Genomic DNA, 25,894 nt, shown 5'->3' on the forward strand with positions numbered 1-25,894 from the left:
GATGTCACCGACCACACATGCCGCTACTGCTGCGCGTAGATCTGCGCCTGCTCTGGCCAATCGTCGGGCACGATGAAGCCGCGCGAAAGTTCTGCAACCGTACCCACGCCGTCACTGGCGAACGCCGCGACCATCGTTGGTCCATGCTGATGTGATGTTTGGTCAGCAAGCATCTGCTGATCGACGAAAGCGAACCCCGCGGCCTGGGCTTCACCCTCTTTATGCCGTCGCGGCGCAAGCCATTCCAACCGCGGCAGCACGCGCCACATTTGCGCATGCGCCGCGGCAAAGTCTGCCCATTCGCTGCGGGTTACCCACCAGCCTCGTCCATGCGACGGATCGAGCTCCGCAGGATCGGCCGGCGTCTCGCCAGCACGATAGAACAGCCAGCCTTTGATGAACATCTGCGGCGTCCACGGCCCTGCGTGGCCCACAGAGGCGAACTCTTCACGCGCGCTTAACGGCAGTTGATGATTCAGCACATGCGCGAGCTTCAGATCGAAGCGGTCTTTCAGATTCGGTCCGACGTAATCGGCCAGGCGCGCCGCCGGTTGCGTGGTTGACTGCGCGCGGCTTTCGCCCGCATGCAGATAGCACTTCACCGCCAGCTCCCAATGCAGCCGCGCGCCCTGCTGCGTCTGCACGAGAAAATCACATTCGCCGAGCGTGACGCCCGAGCGCCGCAACGGCACGCCGGCCGCGACCAGCCGCGCCGCCGGCCCGTGTTGCAGGAACCATCCGAGCAGCCGTTCGGCGTAGCGGCCAAGACGCGTGATACGCGTCGCAGCGAGATCGCGATGCAAGTCGGTCGGATCTGTATCTAACGCGCGTAACCAATCGACCGTTACATCAGCTTCCTGCTGCGTGTCGAAAGGACTGGCAAGCGCGCCCACCGGTGGTTGCGCGCGCAACAAATCGGCGCTCAGCAGCAACCAGGCAAGATCGCGCACTGCCGGGTCGCGCAACGTATCGAGCAACTGCCCAAGGATCGCCGCGGATGTGTCGGGCGCGACGGCGAAGCGCGCCGCCGGCCCGTTCGCGTCCGTCACTTTGCCGCGTTGGCCGGCACGCCGCCCGCCGCGAGCCACGTGTCGCGCGCGAGGCACAGGTCCGCCCAGGCCTTCGCCTTGTCGGGCAGACTGCGCAACAGGTACGCCGGGTGATACGTGACGATGACCGGCACGCCTTCGTATTCATGCACGCGACCACGCAGCGACGAAATGCTCGCTTCCGTCCTGAGCAGACTTTGCGCGGCAAAGCGGCCGAGCGCGACGATCACTTTCGGCTTGACCAGCGCGACCTGGCGTTGCAGGTAAGGCTCGCAACGCGCGACTTCGTCCGGCTCGGGATTGCGGTTGCCCGGCGGGCGGCACTTGATTACGTTGGCGATATAGACGTTGCTGTCGCGTGCGAGCGTCAGCGAAAGCAGCATGTTGTCGAGCAGCTTGCCCGCCTGGCCGACGAACGGCTCGCCCAGGCGATCCTCGTTCTCGCCCGGCGCTTCGCCGATCAGCATCCAGTCGGCGTTGTGATCGCCGACGCCAAATACCGTGTTCGTGCGTTTCTCGCACAGACGGCAGCGTTGGCACGCGGCGACCTGCTGACTCAATGCGTCCCAGTCGAGTGTCTGGATCGAAGAGGGCTCGGGCGCCTCACGGCGCGCTTCAACGGGAGCGTGGGCCGGCTGATCGTCGAACCATGCGAAGTCGTCGTCGGGCGGGCCGCCGAATGCTGGCGGTTCGGGGGTACGAGGCTGCGGCGATGACTGCCGCGCTTCAACCGGCGCCTGCGTGCGGCCTGGCTGCTCCTGCTCTGGCGGCGCAAAGCGCTCACCTTGATCCCGCTCCGGCATGGACCGTGACGAATCGCTTGCACGTGCCGGAGTCTGGCGTTCGAATCGATCGCGCGCTTCGGCAGGTGGCGACGCTTGATCCGCACGAACCGGCGCACGGCGCTCACCCTGCAGTTGCGCCGAATCGGCTTGCCCAGCTTCGCCCGATCGCATCGCGGGCCGCGCAGCGTCCCGGCCATCCTGAGCGAACGTGGACGACGATGCTCCACTCGCCGCCATCCGCGGATCGTCGCGACGCGCTACCTGATCCGCCAACCCGGCACCGCCCTGCTCGGCAGCGGCTTCGACTGCGCTTTCCTGCGCCGCCGACATCCCGCGACGCACCCACAGCGGCGCGAGTCCGAACTCTTCCAGTACCGATTCATGCAGCGCCATCTGCGCCCTCCGTGGCAAACGAGAAACGCATCACGATGGCGTCCTCCCGACTGCGATGCCGCGCCGGATAATAGTTTTTGCGCCGGCCAATCGACGTAAAGCCAAAACGCTCGTAAAGCCGGATCGCCCGATGATTCGACGGCCGCACTTCGAGCAGCAGGCCCTCGAGTTTTTCGGCGCGCGTAATGCGCACCGCTTCACGCAGCAGCGCGAGCCCGGCGCCGGCACCTTGCGCGGCGGGCGTCACGCACAAATTGAGCAGATGCATTTCATCGACCACCGGCATCAGCACGCAATAGCCGATCAGCGAGCCCGTCACGTGACGCATGCAGATGCCGAAATAGCCATTGCGCAGCGAGTCGCCGAAATTGCCGCGGCTCCAGGGGAATTCGTAGGCGATCTTCTCGATGGCCGCGACCTCGTCCAGATCGGCTTCGGTCATCGGTGACATATAACGGTCCGCCAGCAACACCCCGCTCATTGCCGGCCCTCACCTTGATCCGCTTCATGCGCCACCCTGGCAGCCTGTTCGGCCTTGGCGGCTTTTTCGGCAACGCGCTCCGCCGTGGTCTGGGCAACCTTGTCGCGAATGTATTCCGGCGCGGCCTGATCCGCCGGCACGGTGCGGCCGGCGCGAAACGCGCGCAACGCCGCGTGCGCGAGCGGCACAGCATGCGGTAGCGCTTCGCTGTCGACGATTCGCGCAGCCGCGACGGCGGGCAGCCGCGCGCCGAATGCCGCCGCAGCATTGCCCGCCAGAGTGAAAGGGACATCGGGCAAGACGAGCCGCTCCGGCGCATCGAGCGAAGCCGCCTGAAGCGTGCGCCATTCGCCAACGGCCGCGTCCCAGGCGTAGTCGGCCCAATAGATCTCGTCCATCCGGGCGTCGAGCGCAGCAAGCACGCGGGTCGCCGACGGATCGCGCAGCCGTGCGCTTTCCGCGCAGGCCAGCAGCGTGCTGACCGGCACGACCGGCAGGTTCAGGCCGAACGCCAGGCCTTGAGCCACGCCCGTCGCGGTGCGAAGACCCGTGAACGAGCCGGGACCGGAGCCGAAGGCAATGGCGTGGCAGTCCGCCAGTTTCAGGCCGGCTTCGTCGAAAAGTTCGCGAATTGCGGGCAAGAGGCGCGTGCTGGAGACTGCGCCGGTTTGCTCGTGGCGCATCCAGATCCGGGGTTCGGCGTTGCCTTGGTCCGCTGTCTGGCTCGCCGCGCCGCCGATGGCGGACAGGAGCGCTACCGAGCAGAATTCGGTCGAGGTATCGAGAGCAAGAAGCACAGTTTGAGTCATGGACCGTATTGTAATCGGCACGGCGCGTGCAGATGCGGTTTTGGGTGTGCCAGCCGGGCGGGCATGAATGTTTGGAATAAGCCCTCGGCCCCGCCGCCGCATGCAGTTGTTATGATCATCGGCCCAGCCAGAACCAACCCCGCCAGCCGGGCAAAAAACCACCATGACAGACATCAACGCGCAATTCGTCCAGGCCCAGGAAGATGCCAAGCAACTGCCCGAGCGTCCGGGCAACCTTACCCTTCTGCGCCTTTATGCTCTCTACAAGCAGGCCATCGACGGCGACGTCCACGGCGACAAACCCGGCTTCACCGATATCGTCGGCAAGTACAAGTACGATGCGTGGGCCGCGCTCAAAGGCACCGCGCCGGACGCGGCAAAGCAGCAATACGTCGAACTGATCGAAGCCCTCAAGAGCGGCACCGCCGCCTGAATCTGACCCCACCACGAAGTCCGTCGCCGGGCCGGCAGGTCGCGGCGGCTCCGCGGGCGAGTCCCTTACTGTAGTTGACCCAGCGGGCCGGCTCCTCAGGCCCATTCGGGCAGCCAAGCGAAGTTTTCCGCCAGGAAACTTCCTAACAGTGGCGCAGTGCAACAAAACCCTATACAATGCTGCCTGCGCTTCACTGCTTTGCCCGGCTTTCCTCTAGCGGCCTTTGCGGCGCAGCGCCTCGTAGCGTTTAGCTCCAATCCAGTTTAGAACCTGTCCCCTCCTGCCTAGCCCCCTACGGGCGATCATGTCCCAGGCTGGCGGCACGCCGTGTTGGCATGTCGCATCCGATACAGCTTCTAACGAAAAGCTCGCCTTTATTGTCGCGAGCTGCCCCCGTTTTTCGATTTGCTCGCTGCTTCTTTGCTCGCTGAATCCGACGACTTGGGTATGCCGATTGGCGCCGACGTTTTAATTCCCTGTGTATCAAGGATTCTCATGACTTCGAGCAATACCCCCAGCAGCCCGTTGAACGCCATCGCCGATCAAGCTCTCGGTTTCGCCGACGCACCCGCACAAGCCGCAGCTGTTGCTGCCGCTCCGGAAGCTGTCGCCGCAGAAGCCGCAGTGTCGACCGGCCCGTCGTTCGCGTCGCTCGGTCTCTCCGCGGATGTCGTCTCCGCCCTGACCGCCGCTGGCTATCAAAACCCGACTCCGGTTCAGCAACGCGCGATCCCCGCTGGCATCGCCGGCCGCGATCTGATGGTCTCGAGCCCGACCGGTTCGGGCAAGACCGCCGCGTTCATGCTGCCCGCCATCGAACGTTTTTCGCAACTGCAAAAAGCACAAGCCAGCCAGCCGCGTGAACCGCGTCCGGCTGACGGTGCCCGCACGCGCCGTCCGCAACCGGTTGCCCGTCCGACCATGCTGGTTCTGACGCCGACCCGCGAACTCGCGATGCAGGTCACCACCGCCGCTGCCACGTACGGCAAGCACCTCAAACGTCTGCGCACCGTCAGCATTCTGGGCGGCGTCGCTTACGGTCAACAGCTGATGCTGCTGGCGAAGAACCCGGAAATCCTGGTTGCTACGCCGGGCCGTTTGATCGACCACCTGGAACGCGGCCGTATCGATCTGTCGCAACTGCAGATCCTGGTGCTGGACGAAGCCGACCGCATGCTGGACATGGGCTTCATCGAAGACATCGAAACGATCGTTGCCGCTACGCCGGCTTCGCGTCAAACCATGCTGTTCTCGGCTACGCTCGACGGCAAGATCAGCTCGCTGACCGGCCGCCTGCTGAAGGATCCGGAACGGATCGAGATCGTTCAACGCCTCGAACAACGTACCAACATCGCGCAAACCGTCCACTACGTTGACGACCGCGATCACAAGGATCGTCTGCTCGACCATCTGCTGCGTGACGAAGGCCTCGACCAGGCTATCGTCTTCACGGCAACCAAGATGGACGCCGACCAACTGGCTGGCCGTCTGGCCGACGCCGGTTTCGAATCGGCAGCACTCCACGGCGATCTGCCGCAAGGCGCGCGTAACCGCACGATCAAGGCTCTGCGCGAGCGCCGTGTGCGCGTGCTGGTGGCAACGGACGTCGCCGCTCGCGGTATCGACATCCCGGGCATCACGCACGTGTTCAACTACGATCTGCCGAAGTTCGCTGAAGACTACGTGCACCGTATCGGCCGTACCGGCCGTGCTGGCCGCTCGGGTATCGCAGTGAGCCTCGTGCACCACGCTGAACAAGGCGCGCTCAAGCGCATCGAGCGTTTCGTGCGCACGCCGCTGCCGGTCAACGTCGTCGAAGGCTTCGAGCCGCGCAAGTCGGCTCCGTCGGGCGGTGGTCGTCCTGGCTTTGGCGGCCGTGGCCGTCCGGGCGGTGGCAACGGTGGTGGCCGTCGCTTCGGTAGCGGCAGCGGCGCAGGCAAGCCGGCCGGTAACGGTGGCGGTTCGCGCAGCGGTAGCGGCAATGGCGGCGGCTGGGCCGGCAAGTCGGCTGGCGGCGGTTCGCGTGAAGGCGGCTTCGGCGGTGGTTCGCGTGACGGTGGCTACGGCGCACGCCGCAGCGACGGCCCGCGTACGGCGCGTCGCGGCAGCTAAGCAGCGACTTGCCTGGCAGTCGTCAGGCAACGCCCATTTACGCAGCTCGTTTAGCGCGTAAGGCAGCCTAAAAAGACCCGAACGGCCTCGCGCCGTTCGAGAGTCGAAAGAAACCGGTGCTCAGGCACCGGTTTTTTTTCGTCCACATTTTGGACACCGGCGAAATTTCACGATGTGGAAAATTTTTTTGCGTCGTAAAAAATCGTGCTGCACGGCACAACAAGGCCTATTGCAAGATGGAAAAAGACGTTTCTCAATGCGAAACGTACGATTCAAGCCATTGATTTTTAACACAAATAAATATTATAAAAACGCTCCTCGGCAGCTATTGCGCGACGGTCGATTTGCCTAGACTCTTATATAAGACTTCACGAAACGAAACGCCTCAACGGGCCAGGCGCTTCGACGAAGACAACAGTCACCTATCCATTACAGGCAACCAAGGAGCACACCATGTCGCGCGAACAACAAGCCAAGCAACTCCAACAGCAATGGGAAACCGATCCGCGCTGGAAAGGCGTGAAGCGTACGTACACCGCTGAAGACGTGATCCGTCTGCGCGGTTCGCTGCAAGTGGAGCACACGCTTGCCAAGCGCGGCGCGGAAAAGCTGTGGGAAAGCGTCAACAACGAGCCGTTCGTGAACTCGCTCGGCGCGCTGACCGGCAACCAGGCGATGCAACAGGTTAAGGCTGGCCTGAAGGCAATCTATCTGTCGGGCTGGCAAGTGGCAGGCGATGCGAACGTGGCCGGCGAAATGTACCCGGACCAGTCGCTGTACCCGGCGAACTCGGTGCCGCTCGTCGTGAAGCGCATCAACAACACGCTGACGCGCGCTGACCAGATCCAGTGGTCGGAAGGCAAGAATCCGGGCGACGAAGGCTATATCGACTACTTCGCCCCGATCGTGGCCGACGCGGAAGCCGGTTTCGGCGGCGTGCTGAACGCGTTCGAACTGATGAAGGCGATGATCGAAGCAGGCGCCGCAGGCGTCCACTTCGAAGACCAGCTCGCTTCGGTGAAGAAGTGCGGCCACATGGGCGGCAAGGTGCTCGTGCCGACCCGCGAAAACATCGCCAAGCTGACGGCCGCACGTCTGGCCGCTGACGTCTCCGGCACGTCGACCGTGCTGCTGGCTCGCACGGACGCGGAAGCCGCCGACCTGATCACGTCAGACGTGGATGACAACGACAAGCCGTTCCTGACGGGCGAGCGCACGGTGGAAGGTTTCTATCGCACGAAGCCGGGTCTGGAACAGGCAATCTCGCGTGGCCTCGCCTACGCGCCGTACGCCGACATGATCTGGTGCGAAACCGGCAAGCCGGACCTCGAGTTCGCGAAGAAATTCGCCGACGCGATCCACAAGGAATTCCCGGACCAGCTGCTGTCGTACAACTGCTCGCCGTCGTTCAACTGGAAGAAGAACCTGGACGACGCGACCATCGCCAAATTCCAGCGCGAACTCGGCGCAATGGGCTACAAGTTCCAGTTCATCACGCTGGCCGGCTTCCACGCGCTGAACTACTCGATGTTCAACCTGGCGCACGGCTATGCCCGCAACCAGATGACCGCGTTCGTCGAAATGCAGCAGGCTGAATTCGCTGCGGCCGAAAAGGGCTTCACCGCGGTCAAGCACCAGCGCGAAGTCGGCACCGGCTACTTCGACGCCGTGACGCAAACGGTCGAGCGCGATGCATCGACGACCGCGCTGCACGGTTCGACGGAAGACGAACAGTTCTTCGACAAAAAGGTCGCTTAAGGTACTTCGCGGTCTGATCGCGGGAACGGCAAGACAGACGAAAAAGCGGCTCCGTTAGAGAGCCGCTGTCAGGGAGGAGCAGCCATCAGGGCGGAAGCACGCCGGTCTGCCCTGATGGCTGGAATCTGGGAGAGATGGCGGCAATGCAGAGAAAGCCAGCACAACTCATTGTGCGGCGAGCATAGGACGCGCCGGCCTCATCGCCGGCGCGTTTTTTTTGCTATGCCGTTTTTGCCCGCGGCAGGAATCGCGAGCGTGCGTCTCAGCGATACACGATGACCGGGATCTTCGTATGCGTCAGGACCCGCTGTGTCTCGCTGCCGATCAGCAAACTGCCGAGACCGCGCCGCCCGTGCGACGCCATGAAAATCACGTCGCAAGCACCCTGCTCCGCGGCTTCGATGATGCCGAGATACGGCGCCGGATGCACGCTGGTGCGACTGTCGAACGCAACGCCGACACGGCGCGCCGCCAGCTCCACTTCTCGCAGGTGCACGTGCGCCTCACGCTCGCTGCGCTGCAGAAACTCGACCGGTGGCTCGATCACCACGTCAGAAAACGGCGAGTACGGATATTGCGGCAGACACGCGTAGGCGGTAACGCGAGCGCCGACGGCCTGCGCGAGATCGATGGCGCCGTCTATCGCTTTGCGTGACAGGTCTGAACCATCGGTCGGAACCAGGATGTGCCTGAACATGATGCCCTCCGTCGCCGGCTGCGTGCAGCGCGGCGTCAGCGTTCCACGAGGCGCGGCTTGGAAACCGCTTCAATCGATTGTAGGTCGCAGAAACGTGCTCAAGGCTGTCGTGCGGGTCTGTCCGTATATCGAAAACCCGCTGCGCGGGTCCGCATCGAAGTCGTCTGTCGCGGTCGTGCGGGACGGCACAAGGGTTGTTGCGCCGGTCGTCGAACCGCTGGTTCGTCTGACCGCAGCCGCAACTCAGCCGCCCTCGCCCCAGTAATCAGGATGGCCGTACGTATGCTTGAGAAAGTCCAGAAACAGCCGGACCCGCAGCGGCAAATGCCGGCGCTGCGGAAATACCGCATGGATGCCGATCGGCGGCGCGGCAAACTCGTCGAGCACGCTCACCAGCCGGCCAGCCGCGATATCCGTGCCGACCTCCCACCACGAGCGCCATGCGAGCCCGTAGCCCTCGAGGCACCACTCGTGCAGCACGGCGCCGTCCGAGCATTCCATCGTGCCGGACACCTTGATCGAGACGACCTTGTCGCCTTGCTGGAACACCCAACCGCGCTGCTGGTTGGCGCTCGCGCCAAGCGCGAGGCAGTTGTGATGCGCGAGATCGGCCAGCGTATGCGGCGAACCGCGCCGGCTCAGATACGACGGCGAAGCCACGCACACGCGGCGGTTCTCACCGAGCTTGAGCGATACGAGCGACGAATCCGGCAATTCGCCCAGGCGCACGGCGCAGTCGAAGCCCTCGTTGACGAGGTCGACCAGCCGGTCGGACAGGTCGAGCGTAATCGACACATCCGGATGCGCGACGGTAAATGCCGGCACCAATGGCGCGACATGCCGGCGCCCAAACCCGGCCGGCGCCGACAGCCGCAAATGACCGCTCGCCTTCACGCCGCCCGCCGACACGCTGGCCTCGGCGTTCTGCATGTCGTGGATGACGCGCTGGCAATCTTCGAGAAACGCCGAACCCTCGAAGGTCAGCGTGATCTTGCGCGTGGTGCGCACCAGCAATTTGACGCCGAGACGCTCTTCGAGCGCATCGATGCGGCGGCCGATGATCGCGGGCGCCACGCCCTCAGCGAGCGCCGCGGCGGACAGGCTGCCCTTGGCCGCGACGGTAACGAAAGTCTCGATCTGCTTGAAACGATCCATGGGAAGCGGAGCCGCGACGCCTCAAAGGAAGTCCCCCTTGAGGCGTGGTGCGGGAAAGTGGTCGGTGCGCGTCAGATTAGGTGGATGAAAGTAAAAGATCAAGTGATGTTTAGCCTCTTTTTTAGCGTACAGCATCACTAATACAATCCGTCCTGACCTCTGATAGGAGTGCACGGCAATGTCGGCCACAACGACACCTTTCCCCAAAGCAGTGATTTTCGACGCGTACGGCACGCTTTTCGACGTGCATTCGGTGATCGCTGCCGCGGAGCAGATGTTCCCGGGCCACGGCGACGCGCTCTCGCAGTTGTGGCGCCAGAAACAGATCGAATACACGCAACTGCGTACGCTCGCCGATCCGGCCGGTGCGCCTGGTGCACATTACCGGCCGTTCTGGGACATCACGCTCGACGCCTTGCGCTTCGCCGCGAGGAAACTGAATCTCACGCTGGGCCGTGCGGCAGAGAAGCGTCTGATGGACGAATATGCGTGCCTGTCCGCTTTCCCCGACGCCGTGCCCGCGCTGCGCCAGTTGCGCGACGCGCCTGCGCCTGCCGGCGGCAAAACCGGTTCAGGCGCAAGTTCAACACGGCCCGGCCTCGCGATCCTCTCGAACGGCAATCCGCAAATGCTCGACATCGCCGTGAAGAGCGCCGGCATGACGCGCCTGTTCGATCATGTCCTGTCCGTCGACACGGTACGTGCCTACAAACCTTCGCCCGTGGCCTACACGCTCGGCACCCAAGCCTTCAACGCAGAGCCGCGCGAGATCGTCTTCGTGTCGTCGAACGGCTGGGACGTGGCGGGCGCGGGCTGGTTCGGCTTCACAACTTTCTGGCTTAACCGGCAAAACGCACCAGCCGAAGAACTGGGCGTCACGCCGCATGGCGCGGGCGGAGGCATGAATGATCTGCTCGCTTTTCTGAAGTCCCTCGCGTCGCCCGGCCGCAATAGCGGCGCGGGCAGCACCGGCAATCCCGGTGGCAGCCGCGCACGCCACAGCCCTGGCGCGTGACAGCTACCACCCCGATCCCGCGACGCACCTCAACCGCATCTCAACCGCATCTCAACATTTGCACCTTTGCAATCTGACCGACCAAGGAGAAACCGTGGCGAATCCGCTGTCATCGCAATCATCATTGTCGCTGCCTCAGGGCATGGAAATCACGGCTGAGATCAAGCCGGGGTACGAAGCGATCCTCACCCGCGAAGCGCTCGAGCTCGTCGCCGCGCTGCACCGCACGTTTGAACCGCGCCGCCAGCAACTGCTGCAAGCGCGCGTGGAACGCACCAAACGACTCGACGCCGGCGAGCGCCCCGACTTTCTCGCCGAAACGAAAAGCGTGCGCGAAGGCGACTGGAAGATCGCGCCGCTGCCGCAGGATCTGCAATGCCGCCGCGTGGAAATCACCGGACCGGTCGAGCGCAAGATGATCATCAACGCGCTGAATTCGGGCGCGGATTCGTACATGACCGACTTCGAAGATTCGAATGCGCCGAGCTGGGATAACCAGATTACCGGCCACATCAATCTGAAGGACGCGGTGCGCCGCACGATTTCGCTCGAACAGAACGGCAAGTCGTACACGCTGAACGATAAGGTCGCCACGCTGATCGTGCGTCCGCGCGGCTGGCATCTGGACGAAAAGCATGTGACGGTGGACGGCAAACGCGTCTCCGGCGGCATCTTCGATTTCGCGCTCTTCATGGTTCACAACGCGAAGGAACAGGTTGCGCGCGGCACGGCGCCCTACTTCTATCTGCCGAAGATGGAGAGCCATCTGGAAGCTCGCCTGTGGAACGATATCTTCCTCGCCGCTCAGGAAGCCGTCGGCGTGCCGCGCGGTACGATTCGCGCGACCGTGCTGATCGAGACGATCGTCGCCGCGTTCGAGATGGACGAGATTCTGTACGAACTGCGCGAACACAGCTCGGGTCTGAACGCCGGCCGTTGGGACTACATCTTCTCGGCAATCAAGAAGTTCAAGAACGACCGCGATTTCTGTCTCGCCGACCGCTCGCAGATCACGATGACCTCGCCGTTCATGCGTGCGTACGCATTGCTGCTGCTGAAGACCTGCCATCGCCGCAATGCGCCGGCAATCGGCGGCATGAGCGCACTGATCCCGATCAAGAACGATCCGGCAGCGAATGACAAGGCAATGGGTGGTGTGCGCTCGGACAAGGCACGCGATGCCGGCGACGGTTACGACGGCGGCTGGGTCGCGCATCCGGGCCTCGTGCCGATCGCGATGGAAGAATTCGTCAAGGTGCTCGGCGACAAGCCGAATCAGATCGGCAAGCAACGCGACGACGTGCTCGTCACGGCGGCCGACCTGACGGACTTCCGTCCGGAAGCGCCGATCACCGAAGGCGGTTTGCGCAACAACATCAACGTCGGCATTCACTACCTGGGTTCGTGGCTCGCGGGCAATGGCTGCGTGCCGATTCACAACCTGATGGAAGACGCCGCCACCGCGGAGATCTCGCGCTCGCAGGTGTGGCAATGGATTCGCTCGCCGAAGGGCAAGCTCGAAGACGGCCGCAAGGTCACGGCCGAGCTGGTGCGCGAGTTGTCGGCACAGGAACTCGACAAGGTGAAGCAGGCAGTTGGCGGCGATACGAAGCCGTACGATCGCGCTGCACAAATCTTCGAAGAGATGTCGACGTCGGAGCAGTTCACCGACTTCCTGACGCTGCCGCTGTACGAGGAAATTTGAGGCATCTGAACGGCCTCATAGACCAGCCTCATTGACCAGCAATAACGACGTCGTACCAGGCCCGCTTTCACCAGCCACGCAAGATGAAAGAGCGGCCTGGGTCGCAAGGCTGACCGACCGGGCGGCCCGACAGGCGTATGCCTGCCGGGCCGTTTTTTTATGTGCTCGTTGTGCGCCTGTTATGCGCTCGCGATGTGCGCGCCATGCATTGGTTATGCTGCGGCGCGCTCGCCGTGGGCCAGCCAGACAACCTATCAGCGCGTGCTGCGGTACTCGACCCAATCGCCCGACCTGATTTCCGGGAGACCCTTCGCCGCTTGAGGCGCGACCGGATAGAAGCGGCAGTTCACGACGTTACCGTCAACTTTCACCATCACTTCCCGCGCAAGAAATCGGTCTTCGACGCCGGGATACACGGCTTCGATCTCGTCGAGTACCGCAACCAGTTCATCGTCGATTTCGTAGACGTCGCCCGTGACGTCTACGCCCGCTTCGTCGACTACCAGGCCTGGATACAGTCCGAAGTCGAATAGATGGCCGCGCACCGTGGCCGTGCCGAGCAGATTCGGCGCGGCGATCTCGTTGCGCGCCGCAGCCTCTCTCAGGTCGTTCACTTCACCGGCCCGCAACGTGCCGTATACAAAAACGGTCTGCATCGTCGTTTGTTCTCCTTGATGATGAGTTCGGCTTGCTCCAGCTGCTGCCGGAGGTTCAGTTCAGCGGCGAGCTCGCCACCAGCACGCCGTCGATATCCACATAGATCCATTCGCCCGGGCGTACCAGCGCGCCCGGCAATTGCACCGGCACGTCGCGCTCGCCTGTGCCGAGCTTCTTGCCACGCCGTGGGCAGGTCGTCAACGCCGCCACGCCGACATTGACTTCGTTGAGCTCCAGCGCATCGCGCACGCAGCCGTTCAGCACGATGCCCGCCCAGCCATTCTGCTCGGCGATTTGCGCGAGGTTGCCGCCCACGAGGGCACAACGCAGACTGCCGCCGCCGTCGACCACCAGCACCCGGCCGGCACCCTTCTCCTCGAGCGTGGCGCGCACGAGCGCGTTGTCTTCGAACACCTTTAGCGTTATCGCTTCGCCGCTGAAACACTCGGCACGGCTGAAGAGATGAAAGACCGGTTCGAGCACGCGCAGTGTGCCCAGCGCCAGTTGGTCCTCGTGTGCGTCGCACAAGTCGGCGGTTGCAAAACTCATGACCTTCTCCTCGGGATCCGTGCAATCGGGACATTATGCAACGTTGACTCCGACGTAACACCTACAATGAGAGGCTCGCGGTGGTTTTGGGTCTGAGCGTTCGGATTTGAGCGTTTGGGTCCGAGCTTGATGGCTCTGTGCGTGAGTGCTCCCTGCTTGCGGGTTGCGCGCATACACCCACTGCGTTTTTTGCGTTCCATCCATTGGATCGATCTTCAAGATGAATTCGTCCACTGACTCAGTCCTGTCGAGCCAGGTCCACTTCGCCGACATCCCGCCCGAATTCCAGCCGACGCAAACGCATCCGATCCGTGTGCGCTCGCGGCTGATGCCTTCGGGCTGGCGTATCGCGCGACACACGCACGCATGGGCGCAGGTGGCTTATGCATCACGCGGCGTGTTGCGAGTTGCGACAACCGGCACGACATGGATGGTGCCGCCATCTCGCGCAATCTGGGTGCCGCCGCACGTGACACACGAAGTGGTCGCGGTCGAAGATGCGTTTCTGCGCACGCTCTACATCACCGAAAGCACCGTCCCGGCCGGACTGGATACGCCGCGCGTGGTCGAAGTATCGGATCTGCTACGCGAAGTCATTGCCGCGCTCGACACGCCAGGCATTTCGGCGACGCGCGAACAATTGCTAGGCGCGCTTGCACTCGATGAACTGACGCGCTCGGAGCCACTGCCCCTGTCCGTGCCGATGCCCAACGAGAAGCGTTTGCGCGCGTTGTGCGAGGCCGTGATCGCAGACCCGACGCATGGCGAGTCGCTCGAACAATGGGCATCGAGCGTGGGGGCGAGTACGCGCACGATTGCACGGCTGTTTCGTCAGGAGTTGGGCGTGAGTTTTTCGCAATGGCGTCAGCAGGCCATTCTCGCGCGCGCGATTCCGCTGTTGAGCCAGGGACGGCCGCTTTCACATGTGGCGCAAGAGCTGGGCTATCAGAGTCAGAGTGCGTTCTCTGCGATGTTCCGTCGGGCATTCGGCGAAAGTCCACGGGCGTTCATCGAGCGTGGCGCTGAACATCGTGTCGAAAGCGGGGATCGAGGCGATACCGAGGCGGACGAAGAGACCGCACAAAAGTGACGGCTTGAAGCATCACCGGCAGCCACTCGCCGCAGTGCGTCAAACGCGCCGCGCCAGATGACGGATCGCCCCAAGTTGCGCCAGACGCGGCCCCGCCAGCTTGTACCCCTTGCGCTGGTATAGACGCGCGGCAGGATTGTCGACGAACACGCGCAACTGCAACTCACGCAGCCCGCGCTCGCGCGCCCATTGATGCGACATATCGAGCAGATACGTGCCGGCGCCGAGGCGCCGATGCCCTTCGGCAATCTGCACGTCGCGGATATGCAGCGAATCGCCTTCCTGGGTGATGCGCAGCACGCCGATCGGCGTACCGTCCACTTCAAGAATGAAATTCTCCGACTCGCGCCAGCTGCCGAGAAACAGATCGCCACGCCACACCAGATGGTGCCGGCGATAGTAGCCACCCATGTTATTGCGAGTCAGCGCCTCGGCGAACTCGAAATCGTCCATGCTGGCCGGGCGCAGATGAAACGGTGACGGAGCTTCGGTTGGATCGAACATGGTGGAACGACGAAGATGAGTCGGGTCAACGGTAAAACAGGCCGCGCGCGCTGGCAATGGCTGTTTGTCCCGAGCATACCCGGACGATACCCAGGCGGACCGGCTGCGGAAATAAAAAAAGCCCACTTCTTTCGAAGTGGGCTTCTTAAAATCTGGCGGAGCGGACGGGACTCGAACCCGCGACCCCCGGCGTGACAGGCCGGTATTCTAACCAACTGAACTACCGCTCCAGATTTTTGCACCGTGGCTTATGAGACTGGCTCATTTACCACTTGCACCGCTCATCCTGCTAACCGAGCGACGCCGATGTTGCTGGCGTCCCCTAGGGGATTCGAACCCCTGTACTCACCGTGAAAGGGTGATGTCCTAGGCCTCTAGACGAAGGGGACAACGTACTGCTTACACCTTTAATGAAAAAGCCCGTTCAGGTTTGTATGAACGGGCTTTGTCTGGCGGAGTGGACGGGACTCGAACCCGCGACCCCCGGCGTGACAGGCCGGTATTCTAACCAACTGAACTACCACTCCAGTTTGCCTATCATGACTTGCGAGCGTTGGTTTTTTCTCTGCAAGCTGCGCTGCTTTACTACTACCAAGCGACGCTGATGTTTGGCGTCCCCTAGGGGATTCGAACCCCTGTACTCACCGTGAAAGGGTGATGTCCTAGGCCTCTAGACGAAGGGGACATAATCTTTTCAGATCTGTCTTTATCTTGCTGCTAATTCACGCTAACTTCGTTTTCGTCAGCAGCAAAGACCGATATTCTAACTACGTTACAGCTGTTTGTGAAGTCTTTTTTGCTACAAGCTCCAGACTTCGGAACGACTTCACTCTGCTCTGATGGTGGAGGTAAGCGGGATCGAACCGCTGACCTCTTGCATGCCATGCAAGCGCTCTCCCAGCTGAGCTATACCCCCCTTGCAGAACAGAAACGAGATTTTAGAGGCCAATTTGCGCTTTGTAAATACCCTTTGCGCAATTGCATGCGACTTTTTTCGCAAGTCGCATGCAAACCCTCTCAATGCAAACGCGAACGCGCTTAAGCCAACGCTTTTTCGATACGGCCCACGACAACATCGCGCCCAAACAGCATCAGCACGCTGTCGATCGAAGGCGTATGCGTGGTACCTGCCACCAGCAAACGCACTGGCATGGCCAGTTGCGGCATCTTCAGCTTGTGTGCGCCAAGCGTTGCCTTCAAGGTCGCAGCGATCGCTTCCTTGGTCCACTCCACCGTTTTGAGCGAAGCGGCCAGATCGGCAAGCGCCGGACGCACGACATCCGTGACGTGCTGCGCGAGCGCCTCGGCTTCGGGCGCCGGCGTGCGATAGAACATCGCCGCGTTTTCGGCGATTTCCTTCACTGTCGACGCACGGTCCTTCAGCAAGCCCACCACCGCCGTCAGATCGGCGCCCTGCGCAATAGCGGCCTCGTCGATCTCCAATCCAGCGAAGAAAGGCCTGGCGAGCTCGGCAAGGCGCGTGTTGTCCGCTTCCTTGATGTAGTGCGCGTTGAGCCAGTTCAGCTTGTCGTGGTCGTACTGAGCCGGTGACTTGCCCAGATGCTCCAGATCGAACCATTCGACGAATTGTTCACGCGTAAAGATCTCCGCATCGCCATGCGACCAGCCCAGACGCGCCAGATAATTGACCACCGCTTCCGGCAGAAAACCGGCGTCGCGATAACCCATCACGCTCATCGCGCCGTGACGCTTGCTCATCTTTTCGCCCTGCTCGTTCAGCACGGTCGGCAAGTGCGCGTAAACCGGCGGTTCGGCGCCGAGCGCACGCAGAATGTTGATCTGGCGCGGCGTGTTGTTCACGTGATCGTCGCCGCGGATCACGTGCGTGATGCGCATGTCCAGATCGTCCACCACCACGCAGAAGTTGTAGGTCGGGGTGCCGTCCGGGCGCGCGATCACGAGGTCGTCGAGTTCTTCGTTCGAGATCTCGATACGGCCTTTCACGGCGTCGTCCCACGCGACTACACCAGAGAGCGGATTGCGAAAGCGCAGCACGGGCTGCACGCCGGCCGGCGGCTCCGGCAAGACCTTGCCGGGTTCCGGACGCCACGTGCCGTCATAGCGCGGCTTTTCGCCGGCCTCGCGTTGACGTTCACGCAGTGCGTCCAGTTCTTCCGTCGACATGTAGCACGGGTACACGAGCCCTTCGCCTTGCATCTGCTTGAGCACTTCGCGATAACGGTCCATGCGCTGCATCTGGTAGAACGGGCCTTCGTCGATATCGAGGCCAAGCCATTCCATACCTTCGAGAATGGCGTCGACTGCTTCGGTGCTGGAACGCTCGACGTCGGTGTCCTCGATCCGCAGCACGAAGGTCCCTTTCATCTTGCGCGCGAACGCCCACGGATAAAGCGCGGAGCGAATGTTGCCGAGGTGGATGAAGCCGGTGGGACTCGGTGCGAAACGGGTACGGACGGAGGTGGTCATTAGCGGTTACTCGGAAGACAGGCGCCGGCGCCGTGGCGAACATGGCCAGTGAAGCGCGGCAGCGGACCGCGTCCATGCAGCAGAAAGCTGCCTTGCACAGACACGAAGGAAATAAATTCAAGAGCCGAATTATACCTTCCGAACACGCGGTGCCTGCCCTCGTCCGAATGGCCAGTAACAGCACACAAGACGTGCGGGAAGCGCGGCTCGGGAGCCCTGAGCGTTTCCTCTGCAACGTTTCATTACCGGACAGACGCGCGCCCGGAGCTTTGATTTATGATGTGCGCGCGCTGCGGGTAGGGATAGAACCACAGCGCATGGAATCGCCACCGGCCATTCCGTCCGTTTGACTATCCGCCTGATCGCGGCACCGCTTGCGTCGATCGCGCCGATCGCGCCGCCTCTGCCGTAGCTGGAGAACCCGTTGAAACCGTCATCCCCTCGCCTTGCCCGTCGCAACTTCTCATTGGCGGCCGCCTCCGCGGTGCTCGCTGCCTGCACCGCGACCGGCGGCAGCAAGACCGATAGCACGCCGGTCGCCGCCACGCCCACCGTCAACCCGCCACCGCTCGACAAACCGCAGCGGCCGATCCGGGTCGGGCTTGCACTAGGCGGCGGCGCCGCGCGCGGCTTCGCGCACATCGGCGTGATCAAGGCACTCGAGGCGCGCAATATCCAGGTCGACCTCGTGGCCGGCACCAGCGCGGGCTCGGTGGTCGGCGCGCTATACGCGTCGGGGATGAACGGCTTCGCGCTGAACAAACTCGCGCTGACCATGGACGAAGCCTCGATCAGCGACTGGGCGATGCCGTTTCGCACGCGCGGCTTCCTGCAAGGTGTCGCGTTGCAGAACTACCTGAATACGACGCTCAACAACCGTCCGATCGAGAAGATGGCCAAGCCGCTCGGCGTGGTCGCCACCGACCTGAAGACCGGCCAGCCGATCCTGTTCCAGCGCGGCAACACCGGCATTGCGGTGCGCGCGTCATGCAGCGTGCCGTCGATTTTCGAACCCGTGAAGATCGGCGGTCACGAGTATGTGGACGGCGGCCTTGTGAGCCCGGTACCCGCCTCGTTCGCGCGCAAGATGGGCGCGGATTTTGTGATTGCCGTGGATATCTCGCAGCGCCCGGAAAGCGGCCTCACAGCCAGCTCGTTCGACGTGCTGATGCAGACTTTCACGATCATGGGTCAGACGATCAAGGCTTATGAACTCGACAAGTACGCCGACATCGTGATCCGGCCGAATCTGGCCGCAATGAGCGGCAGCGATTTCTCGCAGCGCAATGCCGCGATCCTGGCCGGCGAGGAAGCGGTGGCGAAGATGATGCCCGAGTTGCAACGGAAGATGGCCGCAAGCCGCGCCGCGGTGTAACCCGGCCGGATCGCGCCGGGTTACACCGGCCGGCGCGCGGCAGCTGCAGTCGCTGTCACACAAGCAGCGCCAACCTAACCCGGCGTACCGCGCGGAGGATTTCGTGCCACATCGGCAAGCGCCCAAACGCAAAAAGCCTGCTTCGAACGAAGCAGGCTTTTTTGTCGCACCGAAACCGCCGGTGCGGACCGAATCAGTTACTGATTACCGCCGATTGACGCATTCACGCGCTTGCGCAGATCTTCACCTTCCTGATAGGAGGTCTCGATCCGGCGTGCACCAGTAAAGCGCTTTTCCCAATATCCGCTATCCATATCGTCGACGCGAATCGTGCTGCCCGTGGAAGGCGAATGCACGAACTTGTTGTCGCCGATGTAGATGCCTACGTGCGAGAACGTACGGCGCATCGTATTGAAGAACACCAGATCGCCCGGCTTCAGGTCGCTAACGCGAACCTTCTCGCCAACGCGGCTCATTTCCTCGGCGCGGCGCGGCAGCGCCATACCGAGCGTGTCCTGGAACACGTAGCGAACGAAGCCGCTGCAATCGAGTCCCGAATCGGGCGTATTACCACCCCAACGGTAGCGAACGCCAATCATGTTCAGCGCGCCGACCACCACGTCGCCCGCTTTGCCGGCCATGCCGGACAGGAACGATTTGGCGCCGCCGTCACTGTCAGGAGCGGCCGATTGCGAATTGAGGGGGGACAAAGAATTCGACCCGCTGGGGGTCGAATATGAGGCATTCTGATTAAAACTGCTTACTTCGTCGGCGAACGCGCCGGGAGCTGCTGCCATCAAGACGCCAATGAACATCCCGGCGACGACGCGCGTGCAAGCCTGGGTTAGGTTTCTGTGCTGCATTGGTCGGTATTTTTTGCCTAAAAATCAGTGGGCTACGGAAAAAAGTTTGGTCGATACTAGCCAGTAAGTATTCACGTGTCAAAACAAATAGAAAAATACAATCGAGACACGCACCCAATTGGTGAAAGAGTGCAAAATCAGTGGTCAAGCGCCGCTTTCAGCAGCTTTCGAGTGTAAGGGTGCGCCGGTGTCGCAAAAATCTGCTCAACGTCGCCGCTTTCCACGATCGATCCGTTTTGCATGACCGCGACACGGTGCGCCATCGCCCCGATCACGGCCAGATCGTGACTGATGAAAACGAAGCCGAGGTTGTACTTCTGTTGCAACCCGGCGAGCAGTTTCAGCACCTGCTGCTGGATCGACACGTCGAGCGCGCTGGTCGGTTCGTCGAGAATCAGGATGCGTGGTTCCAGCACCAGAGCCCGCGCAATCGCAATCCGCTGACGCTGGCCGCCGGAGAACTCATGCGGATAGCGGTACAGCACCGTGCGGTCGAGACCGACTTCGCGCAGGACCGACACCACCTTGTCGCGCCGCGCTTCCTGGCCCATTTGCGGCCGATGCAGCGCGAGCCCTTCACCGACGATCCGCTCGATGGTTTGCCGCGGCGACAGCGCGCTGAACGGGTCCTGAAAGACAACTTGCATATTCGAGCGTAAGGCGGTCTGCTCGGCGCCACGATAGCTGCCGAGCGCCCTGCCCTGAAACTCGATCTCGCCGTGCACCGTGCGTTGCAGACCGAGCAGGGCCATTGCCAAAGTCGATTTACCCGAACCCGACTCGCCGACGATCCCCAGCGTCTCGCCCTGGCGCACCGACACGTTCGCATCCGCGACCGCACGAAAGTGCCCCGAGCGGAACCAGCCGCTCACGCCCGGCAGCTTCGTTTTGAAGTCGACTGAGACATCGCGCGCTTCGAGCAGTACCGGCGAGATCGGCAGCACAGGCACCACCGTGCGCTGCGGGCGGCTCGCCAGCAGACGCTGCGTGTACGGGTGCTGCGGCGACTCGAACACCTGCTCGACCGACCCGCTTTCCACGAGTACGCCCTGCTCCATCACCGCGATGCGTTGCGCGAAATGGCGCACCAGATTCAGGTCGTGCGTGATCAGCAGCACAGCCATGCCACGTTTCTCGGCCTCATCGCGCTGCAGTTCCAGCAGCAGTTCGACGATCTGCGCGCGGATCGTCACGTCAAGCGCCGTTGTCGGCTCATCGGCCAGCAACAGGCGTGGACGGCACGCGAGCGCCATCGCGATCATCGCGCGCTGCCGCTGCCCGCCCGAGAGCTGATGCGGATAGCTGTTCACACGCTTGCCAGGCTCGGCAATGCCCGTGCGCCCCAGCAACGCCACCGCACGCTTACGCGCCTCGTTTGCCGTGACGCCGTCGTGCACGACGATCGTCTCCGCAATCTGGTCACCGACCGTATAGAGCGGATTGAGGGCCGTCATCGGCTCCTGAAAGATCATCGCGATGTCCGAGCCGCGCATACCGCGCATCTCACGTTCGCTTTTCGCAAGCAGATCCTGGCCATCGAAACGAATCGACCCACTCACCTGCGCGTCGCTCAACAGACGCAGGATCGACAGCGCCGTCACGCTCTTGCCCGAGCCCGATTCGCCGACCAGCGCGACCCGCTCGCCGCGTTGGATGGCGAGCGTCACGTCGTTCACCGCGACGGTGTCGCCGAAGGTCACGTGCAGACGATCGAGTTCCAGCAGCGGCGGCGTAGCCTGTTTTGCGTCGTTCTCTACCATGGCGCTCACTGGTTGCCTCCCGCGCGCATGGCATCGGAAATGCGGGTGTCCAGCGCGTTGCGCAGCGCGTCACCCATAAACGTCAGCAGCAACAGCATCGCAACCAGCACGCCGAACGTGGACAGCGAGATCCACCATGCGTCGAGATTCGCTTTGCCTTGCGCGAGCAGTTCGCCGAGACTCGGTGTCGGCGACGGCACACCGAGGCCGAGAAAGTCGAGGCTAGTGAGCGCGAGAATCGCGCCGCTCATGCGGAACGGCAGAAACGTGATCACGGGCGTCAGACTGTTGGGCAAGACGTGCCGCCACATGATCTGCCAGTTCGAAAGCCCCATCGCCCGCGCTGCACGCACATAGTCCTGGTGACGATTGCGCAGAAACTCCGCGCGGACGTAATCGGATAAACCGATCCAGCCGAACAGCGAGAGCAGCACGATCAGCAGAATGAACCCCGGCTCGAAGATCGACGAGAAAATGATCAACAGGTAAAGCTCCGGCATGGCGCTCCAGATTTCGATCAGGCGCTGCCCGATGATATCGATACGCCCTCCGAAGTAACCCTGCACGGCGCCCGCGGCAATCCCAAGTATGGTGCCGATCAAGGTCAGCACCAGCGCGAATTCCACCGACACGCGAAACCCGTACAGAAGACGCGCGAAGAGATCGCGGCCACGGTCGTCGGTGCCGAACCAGTTATCGCGCGACGGCGGCGCCGGGTTCGGCGCCTTCGAGAAGTAATTCAGCGTGTCGTAGTAGTACCGGTTCGGCGGATACACGGCGAAGTTACCCGGCGTGTCGAAACGATGCTTGATATACGGATCGAGATAATCAGCGGGCGTTGGGAAATCGCCGCCGAAGGTGGTCTCCGCGTAGGTCTTGAACATTGGAAAGTACATCTGCCCTTCGTAGCGCACCACGAGCGGCTTGTCGTTCGACCACAGCGGCCCGGCGAGGCTCGCCGCAAACGCCACAACAAAGATGATCAGACTCCAGTAGCCAAGACGCTGCTGGCGAAAACGCTGCCAGACGCGACGCGCGGGCGTGGGCGACACGAACGCGCGAGCCGGTTCGGTGCGCGCCGACGCATCGGCTGAAAGACGGGCTCGATTCATCAGCGCTCCAGTTGTTCGAATTGGATGCGGGGATCGACCCACACATAGCAGAGATCGGAAATCAGCTTGGTCGCAAGACCGATCAGCGTGAACAGATAGAGCGTGCCGAGCACGACCGGGTAGTCGCGCCGCACCACCGATTCGTACGACAGCAGGCCAAGTCCGTCGAGCGAAAACAGCGTCTCAATCAGCAGGCTGCCGGTGAAGAACGCACCGATGAATGCCGCCGGGAAGCCGACGATCAACGGGAGCAGCGCGTTACGAAACACGTGTTTCCATAGCACGCGCTTTTCGGACAAACCTTTGGCACGCGCGGTCAGCACGTATTGCTTGCGGATTTCGTCGAGGAAGGCGTTTTTCGTCAGCATCGTGACGACGGCGAAACTGCCCACCACGGAGGCCGTAATCGGCAACGTGATGTGCCACAAGTAGTCGACGATCTTGCCGAAGAAGCTCAACTGCGCCCAGTTATCCGAGTAGAGATTGCGCAGAGGAAACAGCTGCAGGAAACTGCCGCCGCCGAACAACACCAGCAACAACACGCCCAATACAAAGCCCGGAATCGCATAGCCGACCAGCACGACGAGGCTCGTCGCGATATCGAAGCGTGAACCGTTGCGCACCGCTTTGGCGATGCCCAACGGCACCGATATCAGATACGTCAGAAAGAACGTCCATAAGCCGATGCTGATCGACACCGGCAACTTCGAAACGATCAGCGACCACACGCTCTGGTGGCGGAAATAGCTCTGACCAAGGTCGAACGTCGAGAAGCGTTTGAGCATCAGGACGTAACGTTCGAGAGGCGGTTTGTCGAAGCCGTACAGCACTTTCAGTTGCGCGATCTGCTGCGCGTCGACGCCGGTATGCGAGCGCAGGCCGAACGGCGCGCCATTCTCCGCGCCTTTGCGCAGCTCGTGCTGCATCTGCTCGACCGGTCCGCCCGGAACAAACTGGATCACGACGAAGGTCAGCGTCAGCACGCCGAGCAAGGTCGGGATCATCAACAGCAGGCGTTTAAGGATGTAGCTCCACATGGCGTCGTTTCCGGTGCGAAGGCGGTGAATGAATGGACGCGTTTAGTGCGACGGTGCTTGAGTCGGTTGCGGCTGTTGCGGCTGCCCATACCACCACATCGACGTGATCCAGCCTTCCGCGCCATAGTACAGAGGCAGCGTCTTCGGCCACGCGAGACCGCGCTTGAACGCTACCCGGTGCGAAGCGCTGTACCACTGCGGAATCACATAGTAGCCATGCATCAGCACGCGGTCGAGCGCGTGCGTCGCGTCGATCAGCTGCTCGCGCGTCTGCGCATGCACGAGCGCGCTCAGGATCGCATCGACGGCCGGCGACTTTATCCCGATCACATTGTCCGAACCGGTGGTATCCGCAGCCTTGCTACCAAAACGGTCGATCTGCTCCGAACCGGGAACCTGCACATCCGCCATACGGATCGTTGTCGCGTCGAAATCGAATGCATCGAGCCGCTTCTGATAGACCGCGAAGTCGGACGCTCGAAACCTCGCGGTGATGCCGAGCTTCTGCAGATTGCGGATGAGGGTCGCGACGATCGGCTCAAACTGCGCGGACGAGCCAGAATCGTCGAGTATCTCGAACTCGAACGGCTCTCCTTTGGCGTTACGCAACGCGTTGTCGCGATAGGTCCACCCTGCCTGCTGCAACAACGCGCGCGCTTGCAGCAGATTGGCGCGCAGCGAGCCTGGCGGATCGGTGTCAGGCTGCTTCGGCGGCAGGCCGAACACAGCCGGATCAAGTTTGGCCCTCCACGGGTCGAGCAGCGCCAACTCGCCAGGCGTTGGCATCCCCTTCGCCTGCAATTCAGTATTGGCGAAGAAACTGTCGATGCGCGTGTACTGATTAAAGAACAGTTGCCGGTTCAGCCACTGAAAGTCGAGCGCGAGATCGAGCGCCTTGCGCACCCGCACGTCCTGAAACAATGGCCGCCGTGTGTTGAGCACGAAGCCCTGCATGCCTGTGCCGTTATGTTGCGGGAATTCGCGTTTTATCAGTTCGCCGCTATCGAACTTTTTGCCGACGTCGCGCCGCACCCAATTGCGCGCGACATACTCGACCAGTACGTCGTACTCGCCCGCCTTGAACGCCTCGAGCCGCGCGGTGTTATCCGAATACAGCTTGTAGACGATCCGATCGAAATTGTTCATGCCGACCCGTACCGGCAACGTCGCGCCCCAATAGTTCGGATCACGTCGGTAGGCAATCGTGCGACCGTTCTCGTACTGATCGATCAGATAAGGTCCGCTTGCGATCGGCTTCTCGAACGCCAATTGATCGAACGCGATCCGGCTGCCGTCCGGCTTCATCCCCCACTTGCGCGAGAACACCGGCATGCTGCCCGCCAACAACGGCAACTCGCGATTGCGTTGATGAAACTCGAAGCGGATCGTATGCGGATCAACAACTACCGCTCGTGTGATCTCGCCAAAAATCGACGCGAATTGCGGTGCGGCCTGCGGGCTCTTCAGCGTGTCCAGCGAAAACTTGACGTCGTCCGCCGTCACCGGATCGCCATTCGAAAAGCGCGCGCGCCGGTTGATGTGAAAAGTGGTCGACAGGCCGTCGGGCGCAATCCTGATGTCGTCCGCGAGCAGGCCATAGGCGGACGCCACTTCGTCGCTGCTGCCGATCGTCAGGCTCTCGAACATCAGATCGAGGCCCGGTGCGGGGTTACCGCGCAGCGTGAACGGATTGAATTTATCGAAGCTGGTAAGCCGGTTCGGATTGGCCAGCACCAGCGTGCCCCCCTTCGGCGCATCAGGGTTGACGTAATCGAAGTGCTTGAAATCCGCTGGATATTTCGGCTCGCCGTATTGCGCGATCGCGTAGACCGCCTGAGCCTCGGGCGCCGCGAGCAAACCGGCCAGGAGCGACATGCCGCACAGCGCAACAGCGCACGCAGAGTGCCCCGAGCGGGAGGAGCGCGGCACAACCGGTAGACCGACACGCGATAGCCTGTGAATCACGCTGCACCAAAGTGCACGAGGCGATTGAACCCATCGCGAGCCAGTTGTCATAGGGGCCTTGTTGGTCAGTAGGCAATTGCGGTGTGAGGGAATTCTACCCAATAAACCTGCGCAATCCGCACATCTCATCGGCAGGACCTTC

At 62.2% G+C, this 25,894-nt stretch carries 22 protein-coding genes and 5 tRNA genes; 7 read left to right on the top strand and 20 right to left on the bottom strand.

The genetic code is table 11. The annotated features are described in order from the left end of the window. Window positions 1–23: 23 nt before the first annotated feature. From R8871_RS26975 to tsaB, 4 genes are read right to left on the bottom strand one after another with little or no spacing between them, the layout of a single operon-like run. Window positions 24–1,049 (bottom strand): DUF1853 family protein, encoded by a 1,026-nt coding sequence (locus R8871_RS26975; RefSeq protein ID WP_175053190.1) that lies wholly within the window; start codon window positions 1,047–1,049, stop codon window positions 24–26. Then, window positions 1,046–2,227 (bottom strand): uracil-DNA glycosylase family protein, encoded by a 1,182-nt coding sequence (locus tag R8871_RS26980; RefSeq protein WP_175053191.1) that lies wholly within the window; start codon window positions 2,225–2,227, stop codon window positions 1,046–1,048. The genes R8871_RS26975 and R8871_RS26980 overlap by 4 nt, the downstream gene beginning before the upstream one ends. Further along, complete coding sequence (gene rimI, locus R8871_RS26985) at window positions 2,214–2,708, bottom strand: ribosomal protein S18-alanine N-acetyltransferase (protein ID WP_175053192.1); 495 nt, start codon at window positions 2,706–2,708, stop codon at window positions 2,214–2,216. The genes R8871_RS26980 and rimI overlap by 14 nt, the downstream gene beginning before the upstream one ends. Next, window positions 2,705–3,517: a tRNA (adenosine(37)-N6)-threonylcarbamoyltransferase complex dimerization subunit type 1 TsaB gene (gene tsaB / locus R8871_RS26990; protein WP_175053193.1), complete on the bottom strand. Its 813-nt coding sequence runs from the start codon at window positions 3,515–3,517 to the stop codon at window positions 2,705–2,707. The genes rimI and tsaB overlap by 4 nt, the downstream gene beginning before the upstream one ends. A 163-nt stretch (window positions 3,518–3,680) precedes the next feature. On the opposite strand from tsaB, the gene R8871_RS26995 reads away from it, so the two are divergent. The 3 genes from R8871_RS26995 to aceA all read left to right on the top strand — a co-directional run bounded on the left by R8871_RS26995 (window position 3,681) and on the right by aceA (window position 7,820). Then, a complete protein-coding gene (locus R8871_RS26995) occupies window positions 3,681–3,950 on the top strand; it encodes an acyl-CoA-binding protein (protein ID WP_054041059.1) in 270 nt (89 codons plus the stop codon). A 495-nt stretch (window positions 3,951–4,445) separates the two neighbouring features. Next, the gene (locus R8871_RS27000; RefSeq protein WP_175053194.1) at window positions 4,446–6,062 is read left to right on the top strand and encodes a DEAD/DEAH box helicase; all 1,617 of its coding nucleotides are present in this window, start codon (window positions 4,446–4,448) and stop codon (window positions 6,060–6,062) included. Between the two features lie 453 nt (window positions 6,063–6,515). Then, window positions 6,516–7,820 carry an isocitrate lyase gene (aceA, locus tag R8871_RS27005; protein WP_054041024.1) on the top strand — a complete coding sequence of 435 codons (1,305 nt, stop codon included), beginning with the start codon at window positions 6,516–6,518 and terminating at the stop codon, window positions 7,818–7,820. A 262-nt stretch (window positions 7,821–8,082) separates the two neighbouring features. Here aceA and R8871_RS27010 read toward each other — a convergent pair whose 3' ends face one another. Together R8871_RS27010 and R8871_RS27015 are read right to left on the bottom strand one after the other, a co-directional pair. After that, window positions 8,083–8,517, bottom strand: coding sequence for a universal stress protein (locus R8871_RS27010; RefSeq protein WP_175053195.1), 435 nt, complete (start codon window positions 8,515–8,517; stop codon window positions 8,083–8,085). Window positions 8,518–8,760: 243 nt separating this feature from the next. Further along, entirely contained in the window at window positions 8,761–9,672 is a 912-nt protein-coding gene (locus R8871_RS27015) for a LysR family transcriptional regulator (RefSeq protein ID WP_175053196.1), read from the bottom strand. Between the two features lie 178 nt (window positions 9,673–9,850). On the opposite strand from R8871_RS27015, the gene R8871_RS27020 reads away from it, so the two are divergent. After that, window positions 9,851–10,687, top strand: a complete 837-nt coding sequence (locus R8871_RS27020; RefSeq protein ID WP_175053197.1) for a (S)-2-haloacid dehalogenase — start codon at window positions 9,851–9,853, stop codon at window positions 10,685–10,687. Between the two features lie 142 nt (window positions 10,688–10,829). Then, window positions 10,830–12,392 carry a malate synthase A gene (gene aceB / locus R8871_RS27025; protein WP_217468917.1) on the top strand — a complete coding sequence of 521 codons (1,563 nt, stop codon included), beginning with the start codon at window positions 10,830–10,832 and terminating at the stop codon, window positions 12,390–12,392. A 254-nt stretch (window positions 12,393–12,646) separates the two neighbouring features. Here aceB and R8871_RS27030 read toward each other — a convergent pair whose 3' ends face one another. Beyond that, window positions 12,647–13,048 carry a gamma-glutamylcyclotransferase family protein gene (locus R8871_RS27030; RefSeq protein ID WP_093633361.1) on the bottom strand — a complete coding sequence of 134 codons (402 nt, stop codon included), beginning with the start codon at window positions 13,046–13,048 and terminating at the stop codon, window positions 12,647–12,649. Window positions 13,049–13,103: 55 nt separating this feature from the next. Next, entirely contained in the window at window positions 13,104–13,598 is a 495-nt protein-coding gene (gene rraA / locus R8871_RS27035; protein WP_175053199.1) for a ribonuclease E activity regulator RraA, read from the bottom strand. Window positions 13,599–13,818: 220 nt separating this feature from the next. Between rraA and R8871_RS27040 the strand changes: the two genes are divergently transcribed. Continuing rightward, on the top strand, window positions 13,819–14,688 hold the full coding sequence (locus R8871_RS27040) for an AraC family transcriptional regulator (protein ID WP_175053200.1): 870 nt from the start codon (window positions 13,819–13,821) through the stop codon (window positions 14,686–14,688). Window positions 14,689–14,727: 39 nt separating this feature from the next. Here the strand turns inward: R8871_RS27040 and R8871_RS27045 are convergent, their stop codons facing one another. From R8871_RS27045 to gltX, 7 genes are all read right to left on the bottom strand, one after another. Then, window positions 14,728–15,192 carry a GNAT family N-acetyltransferase gene (locus R8871_RS27045; RefSeq protein WP_054041032.1) on the bottom strand — a complete coding sequence of 155 codons (465 nt, stop codon included), beginning with the start codon at window positions 15,190–15,192 and terminating at the stop codon, window positions 14,728–14,730. Window positions 15,193–15,345: 153 nt separating this feature from the next. Further along, a tRNA-Asp gene (locus R8871_RS27050) sits at window positions 15,346–15,422 on the bottom strand. Window positions 15,423–15,505: 83 nt separating this feature from the next. After that, window positions 15,506–15,581, bottom strand: a tRNA-Glu gene (locus R8871_RS27055). Window positions 15,582–15,642: 61 nt separating this feature from the next. Beyond that, window positions 15,643–15,719: transfer RNA gene (locus tag R8871_RS27060), tRNA-Asp, on the bottom strand. A gap of 82 nt (window positions 15,720–15,801) precedes the next feature. Then, window positions 15,802–15,877 (bottom strand) — tRNA-Glu (locus R8871_RS27065). A 155-nt stretch (window positions 15,878–16,032) separates the two neighbouring features. Next, window positions 16,033–16,108: transfer RNA gene (locus tag R8871_RS27070), tRNA-Ala, on the bottom strand. 122 nt (window positions 16,109–16,230) lie between these two features. Beyond that, window positions 16,231–17,640: a glutamate--tRNA ligase gene (gltX, locus tag R8871_RS27075; RefSeq protein ID WP_175053201.1), complete on the bottom strand. Its 1,410-nt coding sequence runs from the start codon at window positions 17,638–17,640 to the stop codon at window positions 16,231–16,233. A 424-nt stretch (window positions 17,641–18,064) separates the two neighbouring features. Between gltX and R8871_RS27080 the strand changes: the two genes are divergently transcribed. Then, the gene (locus R8871_RS27080; protein WP_175053202.1) at window positions 18,065–19,015 is read left to right on the top strand and encodes a patatin-like phospholipase family protein; all 951 of its coding nucleotides are present in this window, start codon (window positions 18,065–18,067) and stop codon (window positions 19,013–19,015) included. 197 nt (window positions 19,016–19,212) lie between these two features. Here R8871_RS27080 and R8871_RS27085 read toward each other — a convergent pair whose 3' ends face one another. From R8871_RS27085 to R8871_RS27105, 5 genes are all read right to left on the bottom strand, one after another. Continuing rightward, window positions 19,213–19,878: a C40 family peptidase gene (locus R8871_RS27085; RefSeq protein ID WP_054041036.1), complete on the bottom strand. Its 666-nt coding sequence runs from the start codon at window positions 19,876–19,878 to the stop codon at window positions 19,213–19,215. Between the two features lie 137 nt (window positions 19,879–20,015). Next, a complete protein-coding gene (locus R8871_RS27090) occupies window positions 20,016–21,638 on the bottom strand; it encodes an ABC transporter ATP-binding protein (RefSeq protein WP_175053235.1) in 1,623 nt (540 codons plus the stop codon). A gap of 5 nt (window positions 21,639–21,643) precedes the next feature. Next, window positions 21,644–22,750 (bottom strand): ABC transporter permease, encoded by a 1,107-nt coding sequence (locus R8871_RS27095; protein ID WP_175053203.1) that lies wholly within the window; start codon window positions 22,748–22,750, stop codon window positions 21,644–21,646. Continuing rightward, window positions 22,750–23,787 (bottom strand): microcin C ABC transporter permease YejB, encoded by a 1,038-nt coding sequence (locus R8871_RS27100; RefSeq protein WP_175053204.1) that lies wholly within the window; start codon window positions 23,785–23,787, stop codon window positions 22,750–22,752. The genes R8871_RS27095 and R8871_RS27100 overlap by 1 nt, the downstream gene beginning before the upstream one ends. Window positions 23,788–23,829: 42 nt before the next feature. Continuing rightward, entirely contained in the window at window positions 23,830–25,662 is a 1,833-nt protein-coding gene (locus tag R8871_RS27105) for an extracellular solute-binding protein (RefSeq protein WP_407673209.1), read from the bottom strand. Between the last annotated feature and the right edge of the window lie 232 nt (window positions 25,663–25,894).

This window comes from Paraburkholderia sediminicola, from assembly GCF_902859805.1.
In the GTDB taxonomy this organism is placed as follows: Bacteria; Pseudomonadota; Gammaproteobacteria; order Burkholderiales; family Burkholderiaceae; genus Paraburkholderia; species Paraburkholderia sediminicola.

Bases quoted from the DNA above. Each gene is read 5' to 3' on its own strand.
- R8871_RS26980 (WP_175053191.1), bottom strand. From the start codon at position 2,227: ATGGCGCTGCATGAATCGGTACTGGAAGAGTTCGGACTCGCGCCGCTG.
- rimI (WP_175053192.1), bottom strand. From the start codon at position 2,708: ATGAGCGGGGTGTTGCTGGCGGACCGTTATATGTCACCGATGACCGAA.
- tsaB (WP_175053193.1), bottom strand. From the start codon at position 3,517: ATGACTCAAACTGTGCTTCTTGCTCTCGATACCTCGACCGAATTCTGC.
- R8871_RS26995 (WP_054041059.1), top strand. From the start codon at position 3,681: ATGACAGACATCAACGCGCAATTCGTCCAGGCCCAGGAAGATGCCAAG.
- R8871_RS27000 (WP_175053194.1), top strand. From the start codon at position 4,446: ATGACTTCGAGCAATACCCCCAGCAGCCCGTTGAACGCCATCGCCGAT.
- aceA (WP_054041024.1), top strand. From the start codon at position 6,516: ATGTCGCGCGAACAACAAGCCAAGCAACTCCAACAGCAATGGGAAACC.
- R8871_RS27010 (WP_175053195.1), bottom strand. From the start codon at position 8,517: ATGTTCAGGCACATCCTGGTTCCGACCGATGGTTCAGACCTGTCACGC.
- R8871_RS27015 (WP_175053196.1), bottom strand. From the start codon at position 9,672: ATGGATCGTTTCAAGCAGATCGAGACTTTCGTTACCGTCGCGGCCAAG.
- R8871_RS27020 (WP_175053197.1), top strand. From the start codon at position 9,851: ATGTCGGCCACAACGACACCTTTCCCCAAAGCAGTGATTTTCGACGCG.
- aceB (WP_217468917.1), top strand. From the start codon at position 10,830: ATGGAAATCACGGCTGAGATCAAGCCGGGGTACGAAGCGATCCTCACC.
- R8871_RS27030 (WP_093633361.1), bottom strand. From the start codon at position 13,048: ATGCAGACCGTTTTTGTATACGGCACGTTGCGGGCCGGTGAAGTGAAC.
- rraA (WP_175053199.1), bottom strand. From the start codon at position 13,598: ATGAGTTTTGCAACCGCCGACTTGTGCGACGCACACGAGGACCAACTG.
- R8871_RS27040 (WP_175053200.1), top strand. From the start codon at position 13,819: ATGAATTCGTCCACTGACTCAGTCCTGTCGAGCCAGGTCCACTTCGCC.
- R8871_RS27045 (WP_054041032.1), bottom strand. From the start codon at position 15,192: ATGTTCGATCCAACCGAAGCTCCGTCACCGTTTCATCTGCGCCCGGCC.
- gltX (WP_175053201.1), bottom strand. From the start codon at position 17,640: ATGACCACCTCCGTCCGTACCCGTTTCGCACCGAGTCCCACCGGCTTC.
- R8871_RS27085 (WP_054041036.1), bottom strand. From the start codon at position 19,878: ATGCAGCACAGAAACCTAACCCAGGCTTGCACGCGCGTCGTCGCCGGG.
- R8871_RS27090 (WP_175053235.1), bottom strand. From the start codon at position 21,638: ATGGTAGAGAACGACGCAAAACAGGCTACGCCGCCGCTGCTGGAACTC.
- R8871_RS27095 (WP_175053203.1), bottom strand. From the start codon at position 22,750: ATGAATCGAGCCCGTCTTTCAGCCGATGCGTCGGCGCGCACCGAACCG.
- R8871_RS27100 (WP_175053204.1), bottom strand. From the start codon at position 23,787: ATGTGGAGCTACATCCTTAAACGCCTGCTGTTGATGATCCCGACCTTG.
- R8871_RS27105 (WP_407673209.1), bottom strand. From the start codon at position 25,662: ATGTCGCTCCTGGCCGGTTTGCTCGCGGCGCCCGAGGCTCAGGCGGTC.